At 66.9% G+C, this 17,804-nt stretch carries 19 protein-coding genes, 1 tRNA gene and 1 pseudogene; 12 read left to right on the plus strand and 9 right to left on the minus strand.

Annotation, left to right across the window (positions count from 1 at the left end):
* Nucleotides 1-203: pseudogene (locus C5689_RS10890) on the minus strand (hypothetical protein); the annotation flags it as partial.
* A 199-nt stretch (nt 204-402) separates the two neighbouring features.
* Here C5689_RS10890 and C5689_RS10895 point away from each other — a divergent pair.
* The 6 genes from C5689_RS10895 (at nt 403) to C5689_RS10920 (ending at nt 6,105) form a co-directional block, all read left to right on the plus strand.
* Nucleotides 403-1,020 carry a DNA-3-methyladenine glycosylase I gene (locus C5689_RS10895; protein WP_108917304.1) on the plus strand — a complete coding sequence of 206 codons (618 nt, stop codon included), beginning with the start codon at nt 403-405 and terminating at the stop codon, nt 1,018-1,020.
* A complete protein-coding gene (locus C5689_RS10900) occupies nt 1,008-1,658 on the plus strand; it encodes an HD domain-containing protein (RefSeq protein WP_108917305.1) in 651 nt (216 codons plus the stop codon). The genes C5689_RS10895 and C5689_RS10900 overlap by 13 nt, the downstream gene beginning before the upstream one ends.
* A 17-nt stretch (nt 1,659-1,675) precedes the next feature.
* Complete coding sequence (locus C5689_RS10905; RefSeq protein ID WP_108917306.1) at nt 1,676-2,188, plus strand: tyrosine phosphatase family protein; 513 nt, start codon at nt 1,676-1,678, stop codon at nt 2,186-2,188.
* 10 nt (nt 2,189-2,198) lie between these two features.
* Entirely contained in the window at nt 2,199-3,194 is a 996-nt protein-coding gene (locus tag C5689_RS10910; protein ID WP_425293401.1) for an NUDIX hydrolase, read from the plus strand.
* 78 nt (nt 3,195-3,272) lie between these two features.
* Nucleotides 3,273-4,085 carry a hypothetical protein gene (locus tag C5689_RS10915; protein WP_108917307.1) on the plus strand — a complete coding sequence of 271 codons (813 nt, stop codon included), beginning with the start codon at nt 3,273-3,275 and terminating at the stop codon, nt 4,083-4,085.
* A 274-nt stretch (nt 4,086-4,359) separates the two neighbouring features.
* Entirely contained in the window at nt 4,360-6,105 is a 1,746-nt protein-coding gene (locus C5689_RS10920) for a peptidoglycan L,D-endopeptidase MepK (RefSeq protein ID WP_108917308.1), read from the plus strand.
* 50 nt (nt 6,106-6,155) lie between these two features.
* Here the strand turns inward: C5689_RS10920 and C5689_RS10925 are convergent, their stop codons facing one another.
* Complete coding sequence (locus tag C5689_RS10925) at nt 6,156-6,758, minus strand: cysteine dioxygenase family protein (protein ID WP_108917309.1); 603 nt, start codon at nt 6,756-6,758, stop codon at nt 6,156-6,158.
* Between the two features lie 100 nt (nt 6,759-6,858).
* Between C5689_RS10925 and C5689_RS10930 the strand changes: the two genes are divergently transcribed.
* A complete protein-coding gene (locus C5689_RS10930) occupies nt 6,859-7,197 on the plus strand; it encodes a hypothetical protein (protein ID WP_036292659.1) in 339 nt (112 codons plus the stop codon).
* A gap of 188 nt (nt 7,198-7,385) precedes the next feature.
* Here C5689_RS10930 and C5689_RS10935 read toward each other — a convergent pair whose 3' ends face one another.
* The 3 genes from C5689_RS10935 to C5689_RS10945 form a co-directional block, all read right to left on the minus strand.
* Nucleotides 7,386-8,756, minus strand: a complete 1,371-nt coding sequence (locus tag C5689_RS10935; RefSeq protein ID WP_108917369.1) for a (Fe-S)-binding protein — start codon at nt 8,754-8,756, stop codon at nt 7,386-7,388.
* Between the two features lie 43 nt (nt 8,757-8,799).
* Nucleotides 8,800-9,657, minus strand: a complete 858-nt coding sequence (locus tag C5689_RS10940; protein WP_108917310.1) for a class I SAM-dependent methyltransferase — start codon at nt 9,655-9,657, stop codon at nt 8,800-8,802.
* A gap of 135 nt (nt 9,658-9,792) precedes the next feature.
* Entirely contained in the window at nt 9,793-10,599 is an 807-nt protein-coding gene (locus tag C5689_RS10945) for a class I SAM-dependent methyltransferase (protein WP_108917311.1), read from the minus strand.
* Nucleotides 10,600-10,788: 189 nt separating this feature from the next.
* Between C5689_RS10945 and C5689_RS10950 the strand changes: the two genes are divergently transcribed.
* Entirely contained in the window at nt 10,789-11,466 is a 678-nt protein-coding gene (locus C5689_RS10950) for a sulfate transporter family protein (protein ID WP_108917312.1), read from the plus strand.
* Nucleotides 11,467-11,538: 72 nt separating this feature from the next.
* Here C5689_RS10950 and C5689_RS10955 read toward each other — a convergent pair whose 3' ends face one another.
* A complete protein-coding gene (locus tag C5689_RS10955) occupies nt 11,539-12,543 on the minus strand; it encodes a complex I NDUFA9 subunit family protein (protein WP_108917313.1) in 1,005 nt (334 codons plus the stop codon).
* Between the two features lie 166 nt (nt 12,544-12,709).
* On the opposite strand from C5689_RS10955, the gene C5689_RS10960 reads away from it, so the two are divergent.
* The 3 genes from C5689_RS10960 (at nt 12,710) to queF (ending at nt 14,135) form a co-directional block, all read left to right on the plus strand.
* A tRNA-Leu gene (locus tag C5689_RS10960) sits at nt 12,710-12,794 on the plus strand.
* Nucleotides 12,795-12,971: 177 nt separating this feature from the next.
* Nucleotides 12,972-13,559, plus strand: a complete 588-nt coding sequence (locus tag C5689_RS10965) for a DUF2939 domain-containing protein (RefSeq protein WP_108917314.1) — start codon at nt 12,972-12,974, stop codon at nt 13,557-13,559.
* Nucleotides 13,560-13,673: 114 nt separating this feature from the next.
* A complete protein-coding gene (gene queF / locus C5689_RS10970; protein WP_108917315.1) occupies nt 13,674-14,135 on the plus strand; it encodes a preQ(1) synthase in 462 nt (153 codons plus the stop codon).
* A gap of 5 nt (nt 14,136-14,140) precedes the next feature.
* On the opposite strand, the gene kdsA is transcribed toward queF, so the two are convergent.
* Both kdsA and C5689_RS10980 read right to left on the minus strand, forming a co-directional pair.
* On the minus strand, nt 14,141-15,001 hold the full coding sequence (gene kdsA / locus C5689_RS10975) for a 3-deoxy-8-phosphooctulonate synthase (protein ID WP_108917316.1): 861 nt from the start codon (nt 14,999-15,001) through the stop codon (nt 14,141-14,143).
* 46 nt (nt 15,002-15,047) lie between these two features.
* Nucleotides 15,048-15,953 (minus strand): SDR family oxidoreductase, encoded by a 906-nt coding sequence (locus C5689_RS10980; protein ID WP_108917317.1) that lies wholly within the window; start codon nt 15,951-15,953, stop codon nt 15,048-15,050.
* 77 nt (nt 15,954-16,030) lie between these two features.
* Here C5689_RS10980 and C5689_RS10985 point away from each other — a divergent pair, with 77 nt between their 5' ends.
* The gene (locus C5689_RS10985) at nt 16,031-16,477 is read left to right on the plus strand and encodes a winged helix-turn-helix transcriptional regulator (RefSeq protein WP_108917318.1); all 447 of its coding nucleotides are present in this window, start codon (nt 16,031-16,033) and stop codon (nt 16,475-16,477) included.
* 12 nt (nt 16,478-16,489) lie between these two features.
* On the opposite strand, the gene C5689_RS10990 is transcribed toward C5689_RS10985, so the two are convergent.
* Nucleotides 16,490-17,797, minus strand: coding sequence for an HlyC/CorC family transporter (locus tag C5689_RS10990; protein ID WP_108917319.1), 1,308 nt, complete (start codon nt 17,795-17,797; stop codon nt 16,490-16,492).
* Nucleotides 17,798-17,804: the final 7 nt, after the last annotated feature.

Consider the following 17,804-nt stretch of genomic DNA (forward strand, 5'->3'; position numbering starts at 1 on the left):
GGCTGCTCGGCGAGGCGGGCGCGGCAGGCCTTCAGAAAGTCCTGCCAGCTCTGTCCCTTCAGCTCGTTGGCGGCCTTGACGGCTTGATATTGCGCGCCGCATTCCTTCAAAACATTCGCCTGCGCTTTCGCTTCACCCGCGGCGACGGCGAGGCCGAGTGCGAGGGCGCCGGCCGCTGCGTAAGAGACGAGACGGATCGACATCAAATTTCTCCTTGGTGAGCGCCGTCGCCGATGAAGAGTCGTCGGCGCAAACGGCTCCCGACGGCCGCACTGCGAGCACGGCCTGTGCCAATTGTCTTGCATCGACGCATGGGCCGCAAGCTCGCCGCGACCGCAATGAGAATGTTATGAAACGCTCTTTCGGCAAAGATGGCGCGCATAGGGCGCGAGGGAAGGGGCGATGGCCGCTGAAAGAGAAAATCCACGCGCGTGGCGCGACGCTGCGGCGCTTCGCCATGCAGATGGCGTTTTGCGTTGTCCCTGGGCCGGTTACGATCCGCTCTATGTCGCCTATCACGACGACGAATGGGGCCGGCCGGAGCGCGATTCGCGCGCTCTGTATGAAAAGCTGATCCTCGATGGCTTCCAGGCGGGCCTCTCCTGGATTTCCATTCTGCGCCGTAGAGAAGGCTTTCGCGCCGCTTTCGAGGGCTTCGATCCGCAGGCGATCGCGCGCTTCAACGCCGCGCGCGTCGAAACTTTGATGCAAAATCAGGCAATCATCCGAAATCGCGCCAAGATCGAAGGCGCCATCGCCTCCGCGCGCGCCTATTTGGAGATAGAGGAGCGCCTGGGCTTTTCCGATTATCTCTGGGATTTCGTCGATGGCGTTCCGATCGTCAACCGCCCGCGCACGACGGCCGACGTGCCGACGCAGACCGAAATATCGCGCCGCCTCGCCAAGGATTTGAAGTCGCGCGGCTTCGCCTTCTGCGGCCCGACCATCGTCTACGCCTTCATGCAGGCGGTCGGCATGGTCGACGACCATCTGGCGGAGTGCCACAGATGCGCGGCGTGAAGGCGGGCAAGGCGGAGGTCGCCCCCCGCGCCTGGCAGCGTATGCTCTCCGGCCGGCGGCTCGATCTGCTCGATCCTTCGCCGCTCGATGTGGAAATCGAGGATATCGCCCACGGCCTCGCCCGCGTCGCCCGCTGGAACGGTCAGACGCGCGGCCCACATATATTTTCGGTCGCCCAGCACAGCCTGCTCGTCGAGGAGATCGCCTGCGCGCTGTCGCCCGGGCTCGGGCGCGAGGGGCGGCTGTTCATGCTGCTCCATGACGCGCCGGAATATGTGATCGGCGACATGATCTCCCCCTTCAAAGCCGTCATCGGCGACACATACAAGAGCGTGGAGAAACGCATTCTGACGGCGATCCTGCTGCGCTTCTCATTGCCGGCGGAGCCGGACGCCGCGCTGATGCGCCTTTCCAAAAGGGCGGATCGCGCCTCGGCTTTTTTCGAGGCGATCGGATTGGCCGGCTTTACACGCGCGGAAGCCGAGCGCATCTTCGGCCGGCCGGCGCTCGGCCCCGATGCTTTCCTGCAAGCGTTGGAGCCGATTTCGGTCGAGACCGCGCAGCAGCGTTTTCTGGCGCGCTTCGCCGCGATCGAGCGAGGCGAGGCGCGCAGTGTCGAGGGTGAGGCGTCGAAGTGACACAGAGAAGGTGAGAGATGGCGCACCTCTATGTCTGTTCGCTCACGAAGGTCGTCGACACGGTGCGCGCCAGCGGCGCGCGCTCGCTCATCACCATTCTCACCGCCGGCGCCTCGCTGGCGCGGCCGAGCGAAATCGTTCCCGAGCGCCATTTGCGCCTCGCCGTCTCCGACATAGAGGCGGATCAGGAGGGCCATGTGCTCGCCAATTGCGCGCATATTCAGAGCCTGCTCGATTTCGCCGGCGCATGGGACCGGCGCGAGCCGCTGGTCATTCATTGCTATGCCGGCGTCAGCCGCTCGCCGGCCGCGGCCTTCATTCTCGCCTGCGCGCTCGCGCCGCAGCGGGCCGAGACGGAACTCGCGCGCGAATTGCGCCGCGCCTCGCCCACCGCCACGCCCAATCGCCGTCTCGTCGCTCTGGCCGATCGCCTTCTCTCGCGCGAGGGGCGCATGACGGCGGCGATCGCCGAGATCGGCCGCGGCGCCGATTGCTACGAGGGGGCGCCCTTCGCGCTCGAGCTCGCCTGACGCACGGGAGATGATGAGCTTCGAACATCTGCGCGCGATGGAGGGACCGCTGCCGGTGGGGATCGGCCTCACCGCCGCGATCGTCGCGGCGCTGGAGGACGAGCCGCTCATTCTCACGGTCGTCGCCACAGGCGAGGACGCCCGCGCCGCTCTGCCCTCCGGCCCTTTCGATCCGGTGCGTCACCGCACTTTCGAAATCGGCCTGCGCGCCTGGGTCGCCGAGCAGACCGGCGTGACGCTCGGCTATGTCGAGCAACTCTATACTTTCGGCGATCGCGGCCGCCACGCCCGCGCCGGCGACCGCGATCCGCATGTGGTCTCGGTCGGCTATCTCGCCTTGACCCGCATCGCCGAGGGTGCAAGCGAAATTCGCGGCTTTCGCAGCTGGTATGAATTCTTCCCCTGGGAGGATTGGCGCGGCGGGCGTCCCGAGCTGATGGAGAAAGCCATTTTGCCGGGCCTCTCGGCCTGGGTGGAGGAGGCGCCGGATGCGCTCTCCTCTTCCGGCCTGCGGCGGCGGGACCGCGTCAATCTCCTGTTCCGGCCGCAGGGCCGTGGTCTCGACGAGGAGAATGCGCTCGAACGTTATGAGCTGCTCTATGAGGCCGGACTCGTCGAGGAGGCCTGGCGCGACGGCCGCGAGGCGGCGCTGAGGCGCGGCGTGAAGCCGCCGCCGCTCGGCGCGCCCATGCAGCACGATCATCGGCGCATTCTCGCCACCGCAATGGGCCGGCTGCGCGCCAAGATGAAATATCGCCCGGTAATCTTCGAGCTGATGCCGTCGGCCTTCACCCTCACCGAGCTGCAACGGACAGTAGAGGCGATCGCCGGCCGCCATTTGCACAAGCAGAATTTCCGCCGTCTCGTGGAAACCTCCGCCGCCGTCGAGCCGACCGGGGAGATGTCGCTGAAGACGGGCGGCCGCCCCGCGGCGCTTTTTCATTTTCGCCGCAATGTCTTGCAAGAACGTCCTGCGCCCGGCCTCAGGGTCGGCATAAGAGGATGATCCGGCGGTTAAGAGACTATTCACCCTGTCATGGTGAATTTTCTCTTGTCGGACGTCTGTAGAGCGTAGGGGTGTTGTTTGGGTTATCTGTCGCCGCCGCCTGCTCCAGCGCCGGTCGTCGTCTACAAGGATGTGGGCGGTCTCGTCTCGGAGTATCAGGCGCAAACGGAAATCTATCGCCGCGAGGGTCGCGAGGTTCGTCTGCACGAATGCCGGTCGGCCTGCACAATGGCGCTCAGCCTTCCGAATGTCTGTGTCTATCCGGATTCGCAGGTCAAATTCCATTTGGCCTATAATGCGATCGACCATCAGACCGACGCGGGCGTCTCCGCCGAGCTCTTCAATTACTATCCCGCGGCGGTGCGCGAGCGGCTCGGCTATCTCACCCGCCAATATCGGGTTCTCTCCGGCAGAGAGCTGATTTCGCTCGGTATTCGCAATTGCAACGGCGGCGGCCAGACGATGATCGCCGCCGCCGGCCGCAGCCGCCGCGGCGCGCAGACCATCGCCTCGGCGACGCCGGCCTCCGATCCGCTCGGCGATCTCGCGCAAAAGGTGCGCGGCGCGGTGTCGCAGGCTTTCGCCGATCCCACATCGCCGCCGCAGGGGCCGATCCGCCTCGCCCTCGCCGAGCGCGATCGGCTCGCCGCGACCGGCTCCGTCGACGCCATGCCGACGGCCTCCATCCGCTCCAATGGCGCCGCGCCGCTCGAGGCGCCCGAGCCGCCCCGCCGCCCGCCATCGGCCGCCTTCACCAGCGGCGACGCACAAAAAACGCCCGAACCGGCTCCGGAGGCGCTCGCCGCGCCGGCGCCGCTCATCCCCGGCGGCTACCCGATTCTGGCTACGGGCGCTTTCGTCCCGCCGCTCGTCGGCGGCGCAGCACATTGACTTTTAACGGAAGCTCGACATTGTGTCGCAAAGGCGGCCGGGCAATTTTTCGCCATTTTGTCGAAATAGCGTCCTCGATCTCACGGTCGAGACCGATTCGCCCGTGTCGAAGGGAGGCCGCGTCCAGCCGCGCCGAGGCGTGGGCGGGACATGGCGAAGGTGGGACGAAGCTGCGATCGATCCGTGGATCGGTCGCCCATGCGTTCGGCGCTCGCGTCTCGCAATTCAATTCGTCGGGCTGTCTCGCCCGCCGACCAGCGGAAAGAAGAGAGTTTTGGACGATCGGCGGGAAGGCGCGCCTCTCCTCTCACGACGGTCTATCGCGCGGCTCATGAGCGCCGCGGCGGCGCTGATCGCGGCGCTGGCTCCGTCCTTCACCGAAGACGCGGTCGCCAATGGCGACACGCGCACGCTCTATCTCTTCCACAGCCACACCAAAGAGCAGATCGCCGCGACCTATCTGGTCAATGGCCGCTATGATTCGGCGGTTCTCGAGCAGCTGAACTGGTTCCTGCGCGACTGGCGCCGCGACGAGCCCACCAAAATGGACCCGCGCCTCTTCGATGTCGTATGGGAGGCCTATCGGCAGGCCGGGGCGACCGAGCCGGTCCATGTCGTTTCCGCCTATCGCTCGCCGGAGACCAACTCCATGCTGCGCCGCCGCTCCCGCGCCGTGGCGAAACATTCGCAGCACATGCTCGGCAAGGCGATGGACACCACCATGCCGGGCATGTCCATGGAGCAGATCCGCGAGATCGGAATGCGGATGCAGCGCGGCGGCGTCGGCTATTATCCGACCGCCGGCACGCCTTTCGTGCATCTCGACGTCGGCGGCGTCCGCTCCTGGCCGCGTATGAGCTATGACCAGCTCGCGCGCCTGTTCCCGGACGGCAAGACCGTGCATCTGCCGACCAACAACCAGCCGCTCGCGCGCTATGAGGAGGCCAAGGCCGAGATCGAGGCGCGCGGCAACGGCGCCTATGTGCCGGCCGTCCAGCGCCAGAGCAAGGGTCTTTTCGCCATGCTGTTCGGCGGCGGCGAGGAGGACGAGGACAGCGGCGTCGCCACGGCTCCGCCGCCGACGGCGCGCAAGCAATGGGCGTCGCTGGCGCCGCGCCGCTCCGCCGGCGCCTCCGAGGAGGAGGAGAGCCTCGAGGCCGCGGCGCCGAGCCGTCGCGAGCCGGAGCGCATCGTCGCGGCCGAGCGCAATTTGCCGCGCGGCGAGACGCAGCTGAGCGCCGGCCCGGCCGATCCGCCCGCCGTCTCGCGCGCCGCCGAGCGGCAAAAGCCGGCGACGACGGCCTCGCTCGCGATATCCGCCGAGGAAGCGCGGATCGAGGCGAAGCTCGACGCGGCCCTCGCCGCACCCCTGCCGCCGCGGCGTCCGATGTTCCTGGCCCTCGCCGGCGCGCCCCTGCCGCCGTCGCGTCCGAGCGAATTCGCCGCTCTGGCGAGTGTCGCAGCCGCGCCGCCGGCCCGCCGCGCCGTGGGCGCCATCGCCAGCCTCGTCGATCTCGGCCCCGCCAGCCTGCGCGGCGGCGTCATCGAGGAGGCGCGTAGCGCCCCGCCGCCGCCGGCCGCGCATCCGGCGCCGTCGTCTGCTCCGACGTCTTCGACTTTCAAGTCTTCGGCTCCTCTCGAGCCTTCGCCTTCCAAGCCGGAGCCGCTGCTCGCCTATGCGCCGTCCGCCGCGCGATCGCTTCCTTATGGAAGCGAATTCGCCGGCTCCGAACTGCGCCTTCCCGCCGCCAGACCGGCCCCGATCGCCAAGCCCGCGGCGGCGAAAGTGGAGCTGGTGCCAGCGCGGCTGGACCGCTCCAATTTCCGTGCGCTGACGACCGCGGTCTCGGCGAGCCGGCTGCCGGGCGGCACGGCGCTCGGAGCCACTTTTGCCGCGCCGCGTTCGGCCGCCCGCGCCGATGCGGGATTGTTCGCGCCCTCGGCATCGAGCGGACAGGCGCAGGCTTTCGCCGGCCAAACGGCGATTCTGCCGACGGACCGCTTCGTTTCGACGCGCTGAGCCGCCGCTCGCTTTCGTGGAGCGGAGGAGGGTCGGCGCAGACCGCTGAATCAGTCCTTTATCTCGGTCTGAATGGTGAAGATGTCATAAGGGGGCGTCGCCTCCCCATTGGCGTAGGGCTCGGCCTCGCCGACCGCGCCATCGGGCGCGACCGAGCGGCGGACGACGCCGGCGACCGGCCCGCCATAGACCTGGATCGCGATCGAAACCTCCTCGGCCAGCGCATTGGCGAGGGCGGCGGAGGGGCCGGTCTTGGAGAGCCGCGCTTCGACCGCGCCTTTCTCCAATGCGTGCGCGTCTTCGGCCCCGCCGGGCAGGCGCCGCGCCACCGCGCCGCGCAAGACGCCGGCGATTTCCCAGACCCCCGGTTGCTCCAGCGACAGGCCGGCGCCGCCGGCGAGCACGGAGGCGACGACGGCGAAGCGCTCCTCGCCATCACTGTAGAGCTGGAATTGCCGCCCGCGCCCCGGCAGAGCCTCGGCGAAAACCGCCGGCAGGCAATCGTCGCTGGCGACGAGGCGGGTCATCAGATCGCGGCCGATGAGAAGAATCTCCCGCTCGCTGTCGGCGAGCTCGACCATCGACTGAATATCCCAGATGAATCGTTTGAGCGCCGGCGGAACCGGCCCTCTCTCGGTCGCGTTTGTGGTCATGCTCGTAAAAATGCAAGCGTCGCGCCATGGCCGCGCGACAGGCTGGCGCCGCAATTGATGGAGTCTGACGTCGCGAGGCCTTCGGAGACGGAGCGGGGCGGTGATCAAAGACTATATTCCGGAGCTGAGCGAGGTGCGCATGGTGCGTCGCGCGCCGGAACGGCCTTTCGCGCTCAATGGCGCCGACGCCCGCTATGTCGAAGCCTGCCTGCGCGATTTCGAGGCGGCTTTCGGCCTCGACGCCTATCCGGGCGTTCCGTTCGAGCAAATTCCGGGGCGCGCGCTGATCGGCGACTTGATCGACTGGTGGCGCGGCATGGACCCGGAGGGCGAGGCGCAGCAGAACGCGCATTCCCGCTTGCCCGGTGCGATCCGCCTGCTCGATACGGTGTCGGCGTTGATGGAGGAGCTGTCCCAGCGTCGCGCCGGGGAGAGCTGAGCGCGCGACGTTCAATTCTGTCGGTTAGCGGACAATTCTGGACGACTGCGCGCGCCGGCGACAGCCGGACGGGGTGGGGTTCAACGGCAAGACTCGGGCGGTCACCCCCTCCCGCTCGCCTTCGGCGATCGACCTCCCCCCTCGAGGGGGAGGTGCGAGCGGCCCTTTCTACTCAGGCTTCTACAGTTTTATTCGGCGGCTTGCGGCGCCGGCTGCAGAGCGTCGCGCAGCAACAGCGCGATATGGCGGGCCTTGCGGCCGCTGCCATGCTCGATCTGGTGGCGGCACGAAAAACCATTGGCGATCAGCGGAGCGTCGGGCGCGGCGTCGCGCATCGCCGGCAGCAGCGACAGTTCCGCCATTTTCATCGAGGTCTCGTAATGCTCGGCCTCAAGCCCGAAGCTGCCGGCCATGCCGCAGCAACTCGTCTCGACGATGTCGAAGGTAAAGCCCGGAATCCAGCCGAGCACTTTCTTCGTCGCCTTCATCACGCCGAAGGCCTTCTGATGGCAATGGCCATGCACGACCGCCTTGGGCAGATCGAGCGGCTTCAACGAAAGGCGCAGGCCCTTGTTCTGATATTCGCGGGCCAGAAACTCCTCGAGCAGATAGAGCTGCTTGCCGAGATCGCCGACCTCCGGCCCGAGCCCGAGACTATAGAGCTCGTCGCGCAGCGACAGAAGGCAGGAGGGCTCGAGGCCGATGATCGGCGTTTTGGCGGCGATCTCGTCGCGGAAGGCGGCGAGCACGCGCTCCGCCTCGCCACGGGCCTTTTTCACCATTCCGGTGGTGAGATAAGTGCGGCCGCAGCAGAGCGGACGGTCCGGCTCGGCATCGGTCGCCGCCGGCTCGGCGATGCGTACGCTATAGCCGGCATGTTCCAGCACCTCGACGGCGGCCTCGGCGACATGCGGGTCGAAGTGATGGCAGAAAGTATCGACGAAGAGGATCACCTCGCCGCGCGCGCCGGCGGTCGCCGCCGCCGGGGCCAAGCGGACGAACGCCGCGGGGGCCGGCTCGGGAAGGGGACGGCGGGCGGTGACACCGATCCATTTCTCCGCGAGCTGGGACAGAAGGCGCGAGCGATTGCGCAGGCGAATGGCGAAGCGCAGCAGAGCGCGATGGCGGCCCGTCCATTCCGGCACGCCGCCGAAGAGGCGCAGGCGCTTGGGCACGCCGACGATCTCGTGACGCTGGGCGAGATATTCGGTCTTGATCAGCGTCATATCGACGGCGCTGGGACATTCCTTCTTGCAGGCCTTGCAGGAGACGCAGAGATCCATCGCCTCGTCGAGGCGCGGATCGGCGAAAGCGCGCTCGTCGCTGCCGTCATTGAGCGCGGCCTTGAAGGCGGCGACGCGCGCCTCGGTGGAATGCTTGACTTCGCCGGTGACGCGATAGCTCGGGCACATGACGCCCTTGGCGGTCTTCTGACAATCGCGGCTGTGCATACACACGGCCACCGCCTTGGCGTAATTGCCGCCGGTGGCCGGAATGCCGGAATAGGCGTCGCCGATTCCATAGGTGTCGTAAGCCGACCAGTCGAGAAATGTCTTCATGCCGCCCGTTTCCTCGGGCGGCATGGAAGCAATATTTGCGCCGTCAGACGGCGGCTTGCGCCTCTTCCGCCGGAGCGGCGGCCAACTGCTCGGCGGGCAGCTCTTGCTGCTGCTCTTGCTCCTGCGCCGCGGGCTTGCGGCCATAGGTGACGATCCAGAGCCCGGCGCGGATCTGCTCGATCGCCTCATAGCCGGCGCGCGTGAAATAGGTCTCCAGCTCCTGCGGCGTCGAGGTCTTGCTGATCTGCGCCGGCCGTTCGAAGGGCGGCACAGCGCAATGTTCCTCGAAGAATTTCCAGCCGAGATCGGAGGTGATGTCCACATTGTCGACGAGCATACGTCCGCCCGGCCGCAGAATGCGGAAGCCTTCCTTGATGTAGCTGTAGCGATCCCATTCCTCGAGATGCATGAAGACGACCGTGCTGTAGACGACGTCGACCGAAGCGTCCGGAACATTGGCGAGGTCGAAACCGCTGGTCGGGATCGTGCGCACATTGTCGAAAGCGGCGAGGCGCTGGCGAATATGGCCGAGCATATTCTCGGCGACGTCGACGCCGATCCATTCCTTGCAGATCGGCGCGAGCGCGGCGCCGACGCGGCCGACGCCGGCGCCGATCTCCAGCACCACATCGTCCGGGCCTATGCCGACATAGGACTGCAGCATCTCGCGCGTGCCCTCGCCCATCTGGCGATAGATCTCTTCGTCCGTATAGCCGCTGACCGCCATTTTGGCGTCGTCCTGCGAGACCGAGACGGAATTCCAGATCGTCTTGTATTGGCTGCGATTGAGCTTGACGTGCTCGACGGGCAGCGGCTCGTTCTTCAACCCGACCAGGGAGCGGAGCGCGCGCGTGAGGCGTTTGCCGAGGGGGAGCTGCTTGGTCTTGTCCTGAATGCTCATGCCATTCCTCTATACGAGTCGCGTCCTCTACGAGAGGCGCGCCATTCCTCTGTGACGCGACGCCCGCTGGCGGCGCCCTTGTCGGGGTCGGGCGGCGGATGAAAGAGCAGGGCCCCGCCGCGCCGCGAGACGTCGTCAGCCTTCGGCGGGACGCCGTCTGGCGAAGACAGAAAATGTCGGAAGCGTGTTGCCCGCGGTTCCAATGATGTCGTCCAGCACGGTGATCTCTTCATAGCCGAGCGCGCGGAGCGCAGCGAGAACATCGTTCCTGTGCATCCAATTCGGGAAATCCATCGATCCTCCGCAAAAGGCCACGCTCCGATCGCCATAGCCGCGCGCATAGAGCCGCATGTCGAGACCTTCGAAACGCTGCGTCGCGCTCGGGGCGAGCCTGTCGTCGTCGACGATCACGGTCCAAAGATAGATCGCGTCGGCGCGCTCCGACATGGCGCGCAGCAGCCGCAGCGGATCGCGCATGTGGTAGAGCACGCCGCTCGCGACGATGAGATCATAGCGCGTCTCGGTCTGCTCGAGCCATTGCACGAAATCGCCGAGATAGAAGCGCGCATTGGGAAAATCGAGGATTTCCCGCGCCACCAGACATTTGAGGAAGGCGAGCCGGTTCGCCTCCACGGCGTCGACATGGGCGCCGGCTTTCGCGAGCATATAGGTGTGCGAGGCCTCCAGCGGGCCGAGCTCGAGCACCGTACGGCCGGAAAGATCGCCGAAACGTTCCATGGCCCAAGTGATGCGCGGATCGTCGAAGGTCGGCAGCTTTCCGGCGGAAAGGCCATATTCGACCGGAAAATGGCAGCTCCAACCCGGAATTGCGTCGACGGCGTTCTGGAACGACGGCGCGCGCGTCTCATCCCCTGAAAACAGATCTGTGACCGGAGCCTCCTCGGAGCGGGGGCGCGGTCTGAACCAATTTCGTCCTATCAATGCGAAAACCTCGCCTTTCGAATCCTGGCCGCGCCGGAGCCCCTAGCACATATTCGGCGCCGGCGCTCGTCCGTGCGCCGTCGCGCCCCGGGGCGCCGTTCTTCCGGCGCTGCGTCTTGCAGCGCGGCTTGCGCCCGCGCCCGGCTCCCCCCATGTTGACGGCGACTTTCCGCCCCCCTCGGAGCCCTCATGCTGCAAGCCGCTCTGGACGCCGCCCGTCAAATCTTCTCGCCGCCGTTCCGCAATGTCCTGTTCAAGAGCCTCGGCCTGACTTTCGTCCTGCTGGTGCTCGCCTGGACCGGGCTGGACAAGGTCGCGCTCTCTTTCCTCACCGTCGACAATTACTGGTTGCGAACGATCGTCACTTTCGCGACCGGCGCGGGGCTCGTCTTCGGGCTCGCCTTTCTCATCGCGCCGATTTCCATTCTCGTGGCGGGATTTTTCCTCGACGATCTCGCCGATGTGGTGGAGGAGGAAATCGATCCGCTCGGGCCGCGCGGGCGTCCGCTCCCGCCCGGCCAGGCGATGATCATGGCGCTGCGCTTCGCGTTGGTCTCGGCGGGCGTAAATCTCGTCGCCCTGCTGCTGCTGCTCGTGCCGGGCGTCAACGCCATCGTCTTCGTGCTGGCCAACGCCTATTTGTTCGGGCGGGAGTATTTCGCCTTCGCCGCGACGCGCTATTGCTCGCTGGAGGAAGCCCGCGAGCTGACGCGCCGCCATGCGACGACTTTGTTTCTGGCGGGATTGTTCATCGCCGGCTTCGTCGCCGTGCCGGGGCTCAACCTGTTCACGCCTCTGTTCGGCGTGGCCTTCATGGTGCGGATGCACAAGACGCTCGCCGCCCGCGCAATGGCGCGGGCGCGCTGAGCGCCTTTGGTCCGGGCGCGTTTTTAAAAAGCCGAGCGGCGTCCGCTTCGGCTCGAAAACGCGCTTTGCCGCTCAAGCCAGCCGCTGCGCCTGATATTGGCCGGTCTTGCGATAGCGATAGAGATAGGACGGAACGATCGCCTCGATCGCCGTCGGGGCGATCCCCAGGCCCTCGAGCGTCAGCCCGGCGGCCTCGGCCTGCGCGGAGACGACATTGTCGTGCCGCAGCAGCTCCACCTGATCGACGGTCGTCGTCAGCAGGCTGGGGAAAAGGCCGAGCGAGAGGCTGTGCAGCGTCTGCGTGACGCGCGCGATCATCGCTCCGGTCGCGAAGGACAGCGGCAGGATTTTGACGTCGCGCTCGGTGATCTTCAGCGCATATTCGACGATGGCGCGGAAGGTCTTCACCTCCGGCCCGCCGAGCTCATAGGTCGCGCCGGCCTGGGCGCGGCCGTCCACGGCCAGCGCCACCGCCTGCGCCACGTCGCCGACATAGACGGGCTGGAAGCGCGTCGCCTCGCCGATGACGGGCTCGACCGGCAGATAGCGCGCCAGAGCGCCGAATCGGTTGAAGAACTGATCTTCCGGGCCGAAGACGACGGAAGGACGCAGAATCACCGCGCCGGGGAAGGCGGCGCGAATCGCCTCCTCGCCCTCCGCCTTGGTACGGGCGTAGACGGAGCTGGAATTCTTGTCCGCGCCTATGGCCGAGACATGGACGAGATGCTTCGCGCCCGCCGCGACGGCGGCCTCGGCGATGGTCTTCGCGCCTTGCGCGTGCAGAGCGGAGAATTTCTGCTTGCCGCCCTCGGCCAGCACGCCGACCAGATTGACGACGGCCTCGGCCCCGCGCACGGCGGCGGCGACGGAGGCGGGATTGCGCAGATTGGACTGCACCGGGAAAATCTGCCCGACTTTGCCGAGAGGCTGCAGGAAAAAGGCGAGGTCCGGCCGCCGGCAGGCGACGCGCACGCGCCAGCCGTCCCGCGCCAGGGCCGCCACCACATGGCGCCCGATGAATCCCGACCCGCCGAACACCGTCACGATCCGCCCGGCATCCTTCACATCTGCGCTCATTCTTCGCCCCACGCCGATTCTCTCGGAGCGCTCGAAAATATCGCTCCGTTTCGGGCGGATGCTCTAGCGCGATTTGGGCGGAAAGGAAATGCGCCGCGCGAGCGTGACCGAAGCATGACGAGCGCCATTGACAAGCAGAGCGTCCGCCTCGTAAGAGAGCCGCGTTGCCCAGGTGGCGGAATTGGTAGACGCGCTGGTTTCAGGTACCAGTGGTGAAAGCCGTGGAGGTTCGAGTCCTCTCCTGGGCACCAAATCGAGACATCGGCATTGGCCGATGTCCGAGTTCGGCGCCTCCCCCGTGAAGAGCGCTGTTTCATTCCCATAATCGAGATCGATAATCGGCGCGCTTGCAAGAGAGGCGTCGCGGGCTCAGAACCGGACGGCGCCGCGCGGCCTGCTTCGCGGGCGGGCCTTTCCGGGGACATATCATGCGACGCGCTCTCTCTGCCTTTCTCGCGCTGCTGGCTCTCGCGCTTCTCTACGCCGGCTACGCCTTTCTCTCGCTGCGCCAGCTCGAGGCCGGCGTGAGAGCGGGCGACGCTGCGGCCATTTCGGACCATGTCGATTTCCCCGCCGTGCGCGCCTCGATCAAGGAGCAGCTGGGAACCGTCGTGATGTCGCGTGCGCTGGGGGAGACCGACAAGAGCCGCAACGCCGGCGCGCGGCTGGGCGCCGGCCTGCTGGCGGCGCTCGGTCCCGCGCTCATCGACACGGCGGTGGACCGATTCGTCTCGCCGTCCACCATCGGCGCCCTGCTGGCGCGGCGCGCCTCCGCGCCCCAGCCCGGTCCGGAGCCCGAAGGCGGCGCCGAAGCCGGCCGGATGAAGGAGCTCGATCTGAGGCGCTTCGCCGATCGTTTCGAGCTCGTGTCGCCGACGCGGTTTCTCATCACCCACAAGGATGGCGTCGCCATCGTCTTCGCTCTCACCGATTGGACGTGGAAGGTCGCCGATATTCGCATTCCGCCGGATAGTCTGAAAAAGATCATGCGTCCGGATGCGGGCGAGCGCCCGTGATCTCTCCATGAAAGGCTCTCCTCGCCTTTCCATCGCGAGCTTGCGCGCCGGTCTCGTTTCGGCGGGTCGCATTCCCGATTGACGCGGGCGGGCGTCGCGTTAAGAGCTTTCTTCATGACGAAGACGCACAAGGGCGCCGCGCTGCTCGGGCAGAAGACGGCGCTGCCCAATTCGCCGGACGAGGCCGAGCTCGACCTCGTGGCCAATCCGCATCCGGGTGAGACCTATCTCGTCCGCTTCGTCGCGCCGGAATTCACCTCGCTCTGCCCAGTGACCGGTCAGCCGGATTTCGCGCATATCGTCATCGATTACGCGCCGATGGAATGGCTCGTCGAATCGAAATCGCTGAAGCTCTATCTCGGCAGCTATCGCAATCACGGCGCCTTCCACGAGGATTGCACCATCCGCATCGCCAAGGATCTGGCGGCGGCGATGACGCCGCGCTGGCTGCGCATCGGCGGCTATTGGTATCCGCGCGGCGGCATTCCGATCGACGTCTTCTGGCAGACGGGCGAGCCGCCTGCGGGACTCTGGCTGCCGGATCAGGGCGTGCCGCCCTATCGCGGGCGGGGCTGATCGCTCTATCGCAGCGCCTTCGCCAGCCGATCGAAGGCTAAAAGCTCCTCGAGCAGCGCCGGCAGATCGCGCAGCGGGATCATATTCGGCCCGTCGGAGACGGCGCTGTCGGGATCGGGATGCGTCTCGATGAAGAGACCGGCGACGCCCACCGCCACAGCCGCCCGCGCCAGCACGGGGACGAAGCGTCGCTCGCCGCCGGAGGCCGCGCCGAGCCCGCCCGGCTGCTGCACGGAATGGGTGGCGTCGAAAATGACCGGAACGCCGGTCGTCTCGGCGAGAATGGGCAGCGCGCGCATGTCGGAGACGAGGGCGTTATAGCCGAAGCTGGTTCCGCGCTCGGTCGCCAGCGCGCCGGCGGCGCCCTCGGCGCGCAGCTTGTCTATGGCGTGGCGCATGTCCCAGGGCGCGAGAAACTGGCCCTTCTTCACATTGACGACGCGCCCTGTGCGCGCCGCCGCCGCGAGGAGATCGGTCTGGCGGCAGAGGAAGGCGGGGATTTGCAGAATATCCGCCACTTCGGCGACAGGCGCGCATTGCGCGGCCTCATGGACGTCGGTGAGGATGGGAAGGCCGAAGCGTTCCTTGATCTCGGCGAAGATCGGCAGAGAGGCGGAAAGGCCGAGGCCGCGCCCCGAGGCGCCCGAGCTGCGATTGGCCTTGTCGAAGGAGGCTTTGAAGACGACGCCGATTTGCAGCCGAGCGGCCAGCTCGGCCAGAGCCTGCGCAATTTCGAGGCCCTGCGCGCGGCTCTCCAGCGCGCAGGGGCCGGCGATGAGGGCGAGCGGCAGATGATTGCCGAAGGTCACGCGGCGCAAAGGCGCGCCGACCGTGACTGTGAAGAAATCCGCCGCCGCTTTGCTCATTCGCGGGAGCTTATCACTCGCGCCCGCGGGATCGAAGCGCGTCGCGTCATTCGGCGCTGGAGAGTGCGGCGAGAGTCGCCCATGTCTGCGCGATCGTGACCTCGTAAGGCGTCGTCGGCCGACCGATCAGCGCCCTGAGCTGGAGGCCATTGTCGAACAGCGCGCCCTTCGCCGCGCCGGCGTCGGAATCGGCCAGCAGAGCGGCGAATCCGTCCGGCAGGCCGGCGCGGACGAGAGCGGCGGCGAAATCGGCCTCGGGCAGGTTCTGATAGTCGATCTTCCGCCCCGCGGCCTCGCCGATCGCGGCGGCGAATTGCCCGAGCGTATAGGCGTCGTCTCCGGCCAGTTCATAGACGCGGCCGGCGTGATCTTCGCCCGTCAGCACGGCGGCCGCGGCCTCGGCGTAATCGGCGCGGGCGGCGGAGGCGATCCGGCCCTCGCCGGCGCAGCCGATGAAGACGCCATGCGCCAGCGCCGGGGCGATGGAGGCGGCGTAATTCTCCGTATACCAGCCGTTGCGCAGCAGCACGAAAGGCGTTCCCGAGGCGCGCAAGATCGCCTCCGTCTCGCGATGCTCCTGCGCCAGCGCCAGCGGCGAGACATCGGCGCGCAGCAGGCTCGTATAGGCGATGAGCCCGACGCCGACTCGCGTCGCCGCCTCTATGACATTGCGATGCTGAGCCGTTCGCTGGCCGATCTCGCTCGAGGAGATCAGCAGCAGCCGATCGACGCCCGCGAAGGCCGGGGCCAGCGTCTCCGGGCGGGAATAATCGGCGATGCGCAGCTCCACGCCGAGGGCGGCGAGATCGCGGGCGGCGTCGCTGTCGGTCCGGCGCACGCCGGCGACGATGCGCGTCGCCGGAACGCTTCGCAGCAGTGCGCCTATGACGAGCCGGCCGAGCTGGCCGGTCGCGCCGGTGACGAAAATGCGCGGCTGAGCAGGGGAAGTCATAACAGCGTTCCTTTCGGGTTCGTTTCTGATACAAGGTCTCTAACCAAGACCGAAGAGCCCGTGAAGGAGGCAGTTTTTTGGGACCAGGCGACGCCGAGGGAACCATCGCCAATGCGCGGGAGGAGCTCGCGCGCAAATTCGACGCATGGCGAGAGGTGGCGCTGGATGCGAGCCGCTGTCCGGTGCGCGATGTGCTGGATCGCGTCGGCGACAAATGGACGACGCTGATTTTGATGGCGCTGGCCGGCGGGCCGCAGCGCTTCGGCGCGCTCAGCCGCGCGGCGCCCGATATTTCCAAGCGCATGTTGACGCAGACGCTGCGCACTCTGGAGCGGGACGGGCTGGTCGCGCGCCGCGTGTATCCCACCAAGCCGCCGAGCGTGGATTATCGGCTGACGCCGCTCGGCGTCGCCATGATGGAGCCGCTCGCCGCGCTCATTCGCTGGGCGGAGCAGAGCCATTCGGCGATCGTCGCGGCGCGGCGGCGTTTCGACGAAGGTCCGGCCGAAGAGAGCGCGGCGTGAGCCGGGCGCGCGTCAGCCCGGCTCTTGGGCCTCGGTCGGGGTCACTTTCAGCACGGTGATGCGATTGCGCATCTTGCGCAGCACCTCGAAGCGGAAGCCGTGGAAGTTGAACACCTGCCCAGCCTCGGGAATGGCCGCGGCCTCATGGATGACGAGGCCGGCGATCGTCGTCGCCTCCTCGTCGGGCAGGCTCCACTCCATCACGCGATTGAGATCGCGTAGCGGCACTGCGCCGTCGACGAGCACCGAGCCGTCCGGCTGCTGCCGCACGCCCTGCATTGCGAGATCATGCTCGTCGCGAATGTCGCCGACGATCTCCTCGAGAATGTCCTCGAGCGTGACGAGGCCCATCACCTCGCCATATTCGTCGACGACCAGCGCGAAATGCGTCTTGCGCTTCAAAAACGCTTCGAGCTGATCCTCGAGCGTCGTCGATTCCGGCACGAACCAGGGCTCGAGCGCTATGTCGTCTATATCGAGCTGGGAGAAGTCCGCTTTCGCCGCATCGAGCGCGCGCAGCAGGTCCTTGGAATGGATGACGCCGATGAAATTATCCGGCCGGTCGCGCCACAAGGGCATACGCGTGAAAGGCGAGGCGAGCACTTCGCGCACGATCTGCTCGGGCGGAAGATCGGCGTCGATGGTGCGCATTTTGGTGCGATGGATCATCACATCGGCGACATGCAGCACCTGAAGATCGAGCACGCCGCCGAACATGTCGCGCCAATTGCGCTCGACGGTTCCCTCTTCGTGCATGATGTCGACGGCGCTCTTGAGCTCGTCATAGGGCGAGAGCAGCGTGCGGCCATGGCCGATCTCGACGCCGACGAGCTTCAGCACGCCGCGCACGAAGGCCTCCACCGCAAAGAGCAGCGGGCCGAAGACGGCGACGAAGACGCTGATGACGCGCGCGACGCGCAGCGACAGCCGATCGGGATGGTTGATCGCCACGGTCTTGGGCAGCACTTCGGCGAAGACCAGCAGCAGCGCCGTCATGATGATGGTGGCGTAGACGGCGCCGCTCTCGCCGGTGAGATAGACGAGCACGCTGGTGGTGAAGGCCGAGCCGCCGATATTGACCAGAGTGGAGCCGAGAAGCAGCGCCGCGATCATGCGGTTGCGCTGGCGCAGCAGACGATTGACCAGCGCCGCGCGGTGGTCGCCCTCCTTCTCCAGCGCGTGCATATGCGCATGGGACGCCGCTGTCAGCGCCGTCTCGGAGGCCGAGAAGAAGGCCGAGAGAAGCACGCACAGCAATACGACTAGTGTCGCGACCCAGATGTCGACATTCTCCAGGCCCGCTTCCGCTCCGCCGTGCATGACGCCC

It is taken from the genome of Methylosinus sporium (genome assembly GCF_003113265.1).
GTDB classification, from domain to species: Bacteria; Pseudomonadota; Alphaproteobacteria; order Rhizobiales; family Beijerinckiaceae; genus Methylosinus; species Methylosinus sporium.

Excerpts from the sequence above, each read along its gene's own strand:
- C5689_RS10895 (WP_108917304.1), top strand. The coding sequence starts at position 403 with ATGGCCGCTGAAAGAGAAAATCCACGCGCGTGGCGCGACGCTGCGGCG.
- C5689_RS10900 (WP_108917305.1), top strand. The coding sequence starts at position 1,008 with ATGCGCGGCGTGAAGGCGGGCAAGGCGGAGGTCGCCCCCCGCGCCTGG.
- C5689_RS10905 (WP_108917306.1), top strand. The coding sequence starts at position 1,676 with ATGGCGCACCTCTATGTCTGTTCGCTCACGAAGGTCGTCGACACGGTG.
- C5689_RS10910 (WP_425293401.1), top strand. The coding sequence starts at position 2,199 with ATGATGAGCTTCGAACATCTGCGCGCGATGGAGGGACCGCTGCCGGTG.
- C5689_RS10925 (WP_108917309.1), bottom strand. The coding sequence starts at position 6,758 with ATGACCACAAACGCGACCGAGAGAGGGCCGGTTCCGCCGGCGCTCAAA.
- C5689_RS10935 (WP_108917369.1), bottom strand. The coding sequence starts at position 8,756 with ATGAAGACATTTCTCGACTGGTCGGCTTACGACACCTATGGAATCGGC.
- C5689_RS10940 (WP_108917310.1), bottom strand. The coding sequence starts at position 9,657 with ATGAGCATTCAGGACAAGACCAAGCAGCTCCCCCTCGGCAAACGCCTC.
- C5689_RS10950 (WP_108917312.1), top strand. The coding sequence starts at position 10,789 with ATGCTGCAAGCCGCTCTGGACGCCGCCCGTCAAATCTTCTCGCCGCCG.
- C5689_RS10955 (WP_108917313.1), bottom strand. The coding sequence starts at position 12,543 with ATGAGCGCAGATGTGAAGGATGCCGGGCGGATCGTGACGGTGTTCGGC.
- C5689_RS10965 (WP_108917314.1), top strand. The coding sequence starts at position 12,972 with ATGCGACGCGCTCTCTCTGCCTTTCTCGCGCTGCTGGCTCTCGCGCTT.
- queF (WP_108917315.1), top strand. The coding sequence starts at position 13,674 with ATGACGAAGACGCACAAGGGCGCCGCGCTGCTCGGGCAGAAGACGGCG.
- kdsA (WP_108917316.1), bottom strand. The coding sequence starts at position 15,001 with ATGAGCAAAGCGGCGGCGGATTTCTTCACAGTCACGGTCGGCGCGCCT.
- C5689_RS10980 (WP_108917317.1), bottom strand. The coding sequence starts at position 15,953 with ATGACTTCCCCTGCTCAGCCGCGCATTTTCGTCACCGGCGCGACCGGC.
- C5689_RS10990 (WP_108917319.1), bottom strand. The coding sequence starts at position 17,797 with ATGCACGGCGGAGCGGAAGCGGGCCTGGAGAATGTCGACATCTGGGTC.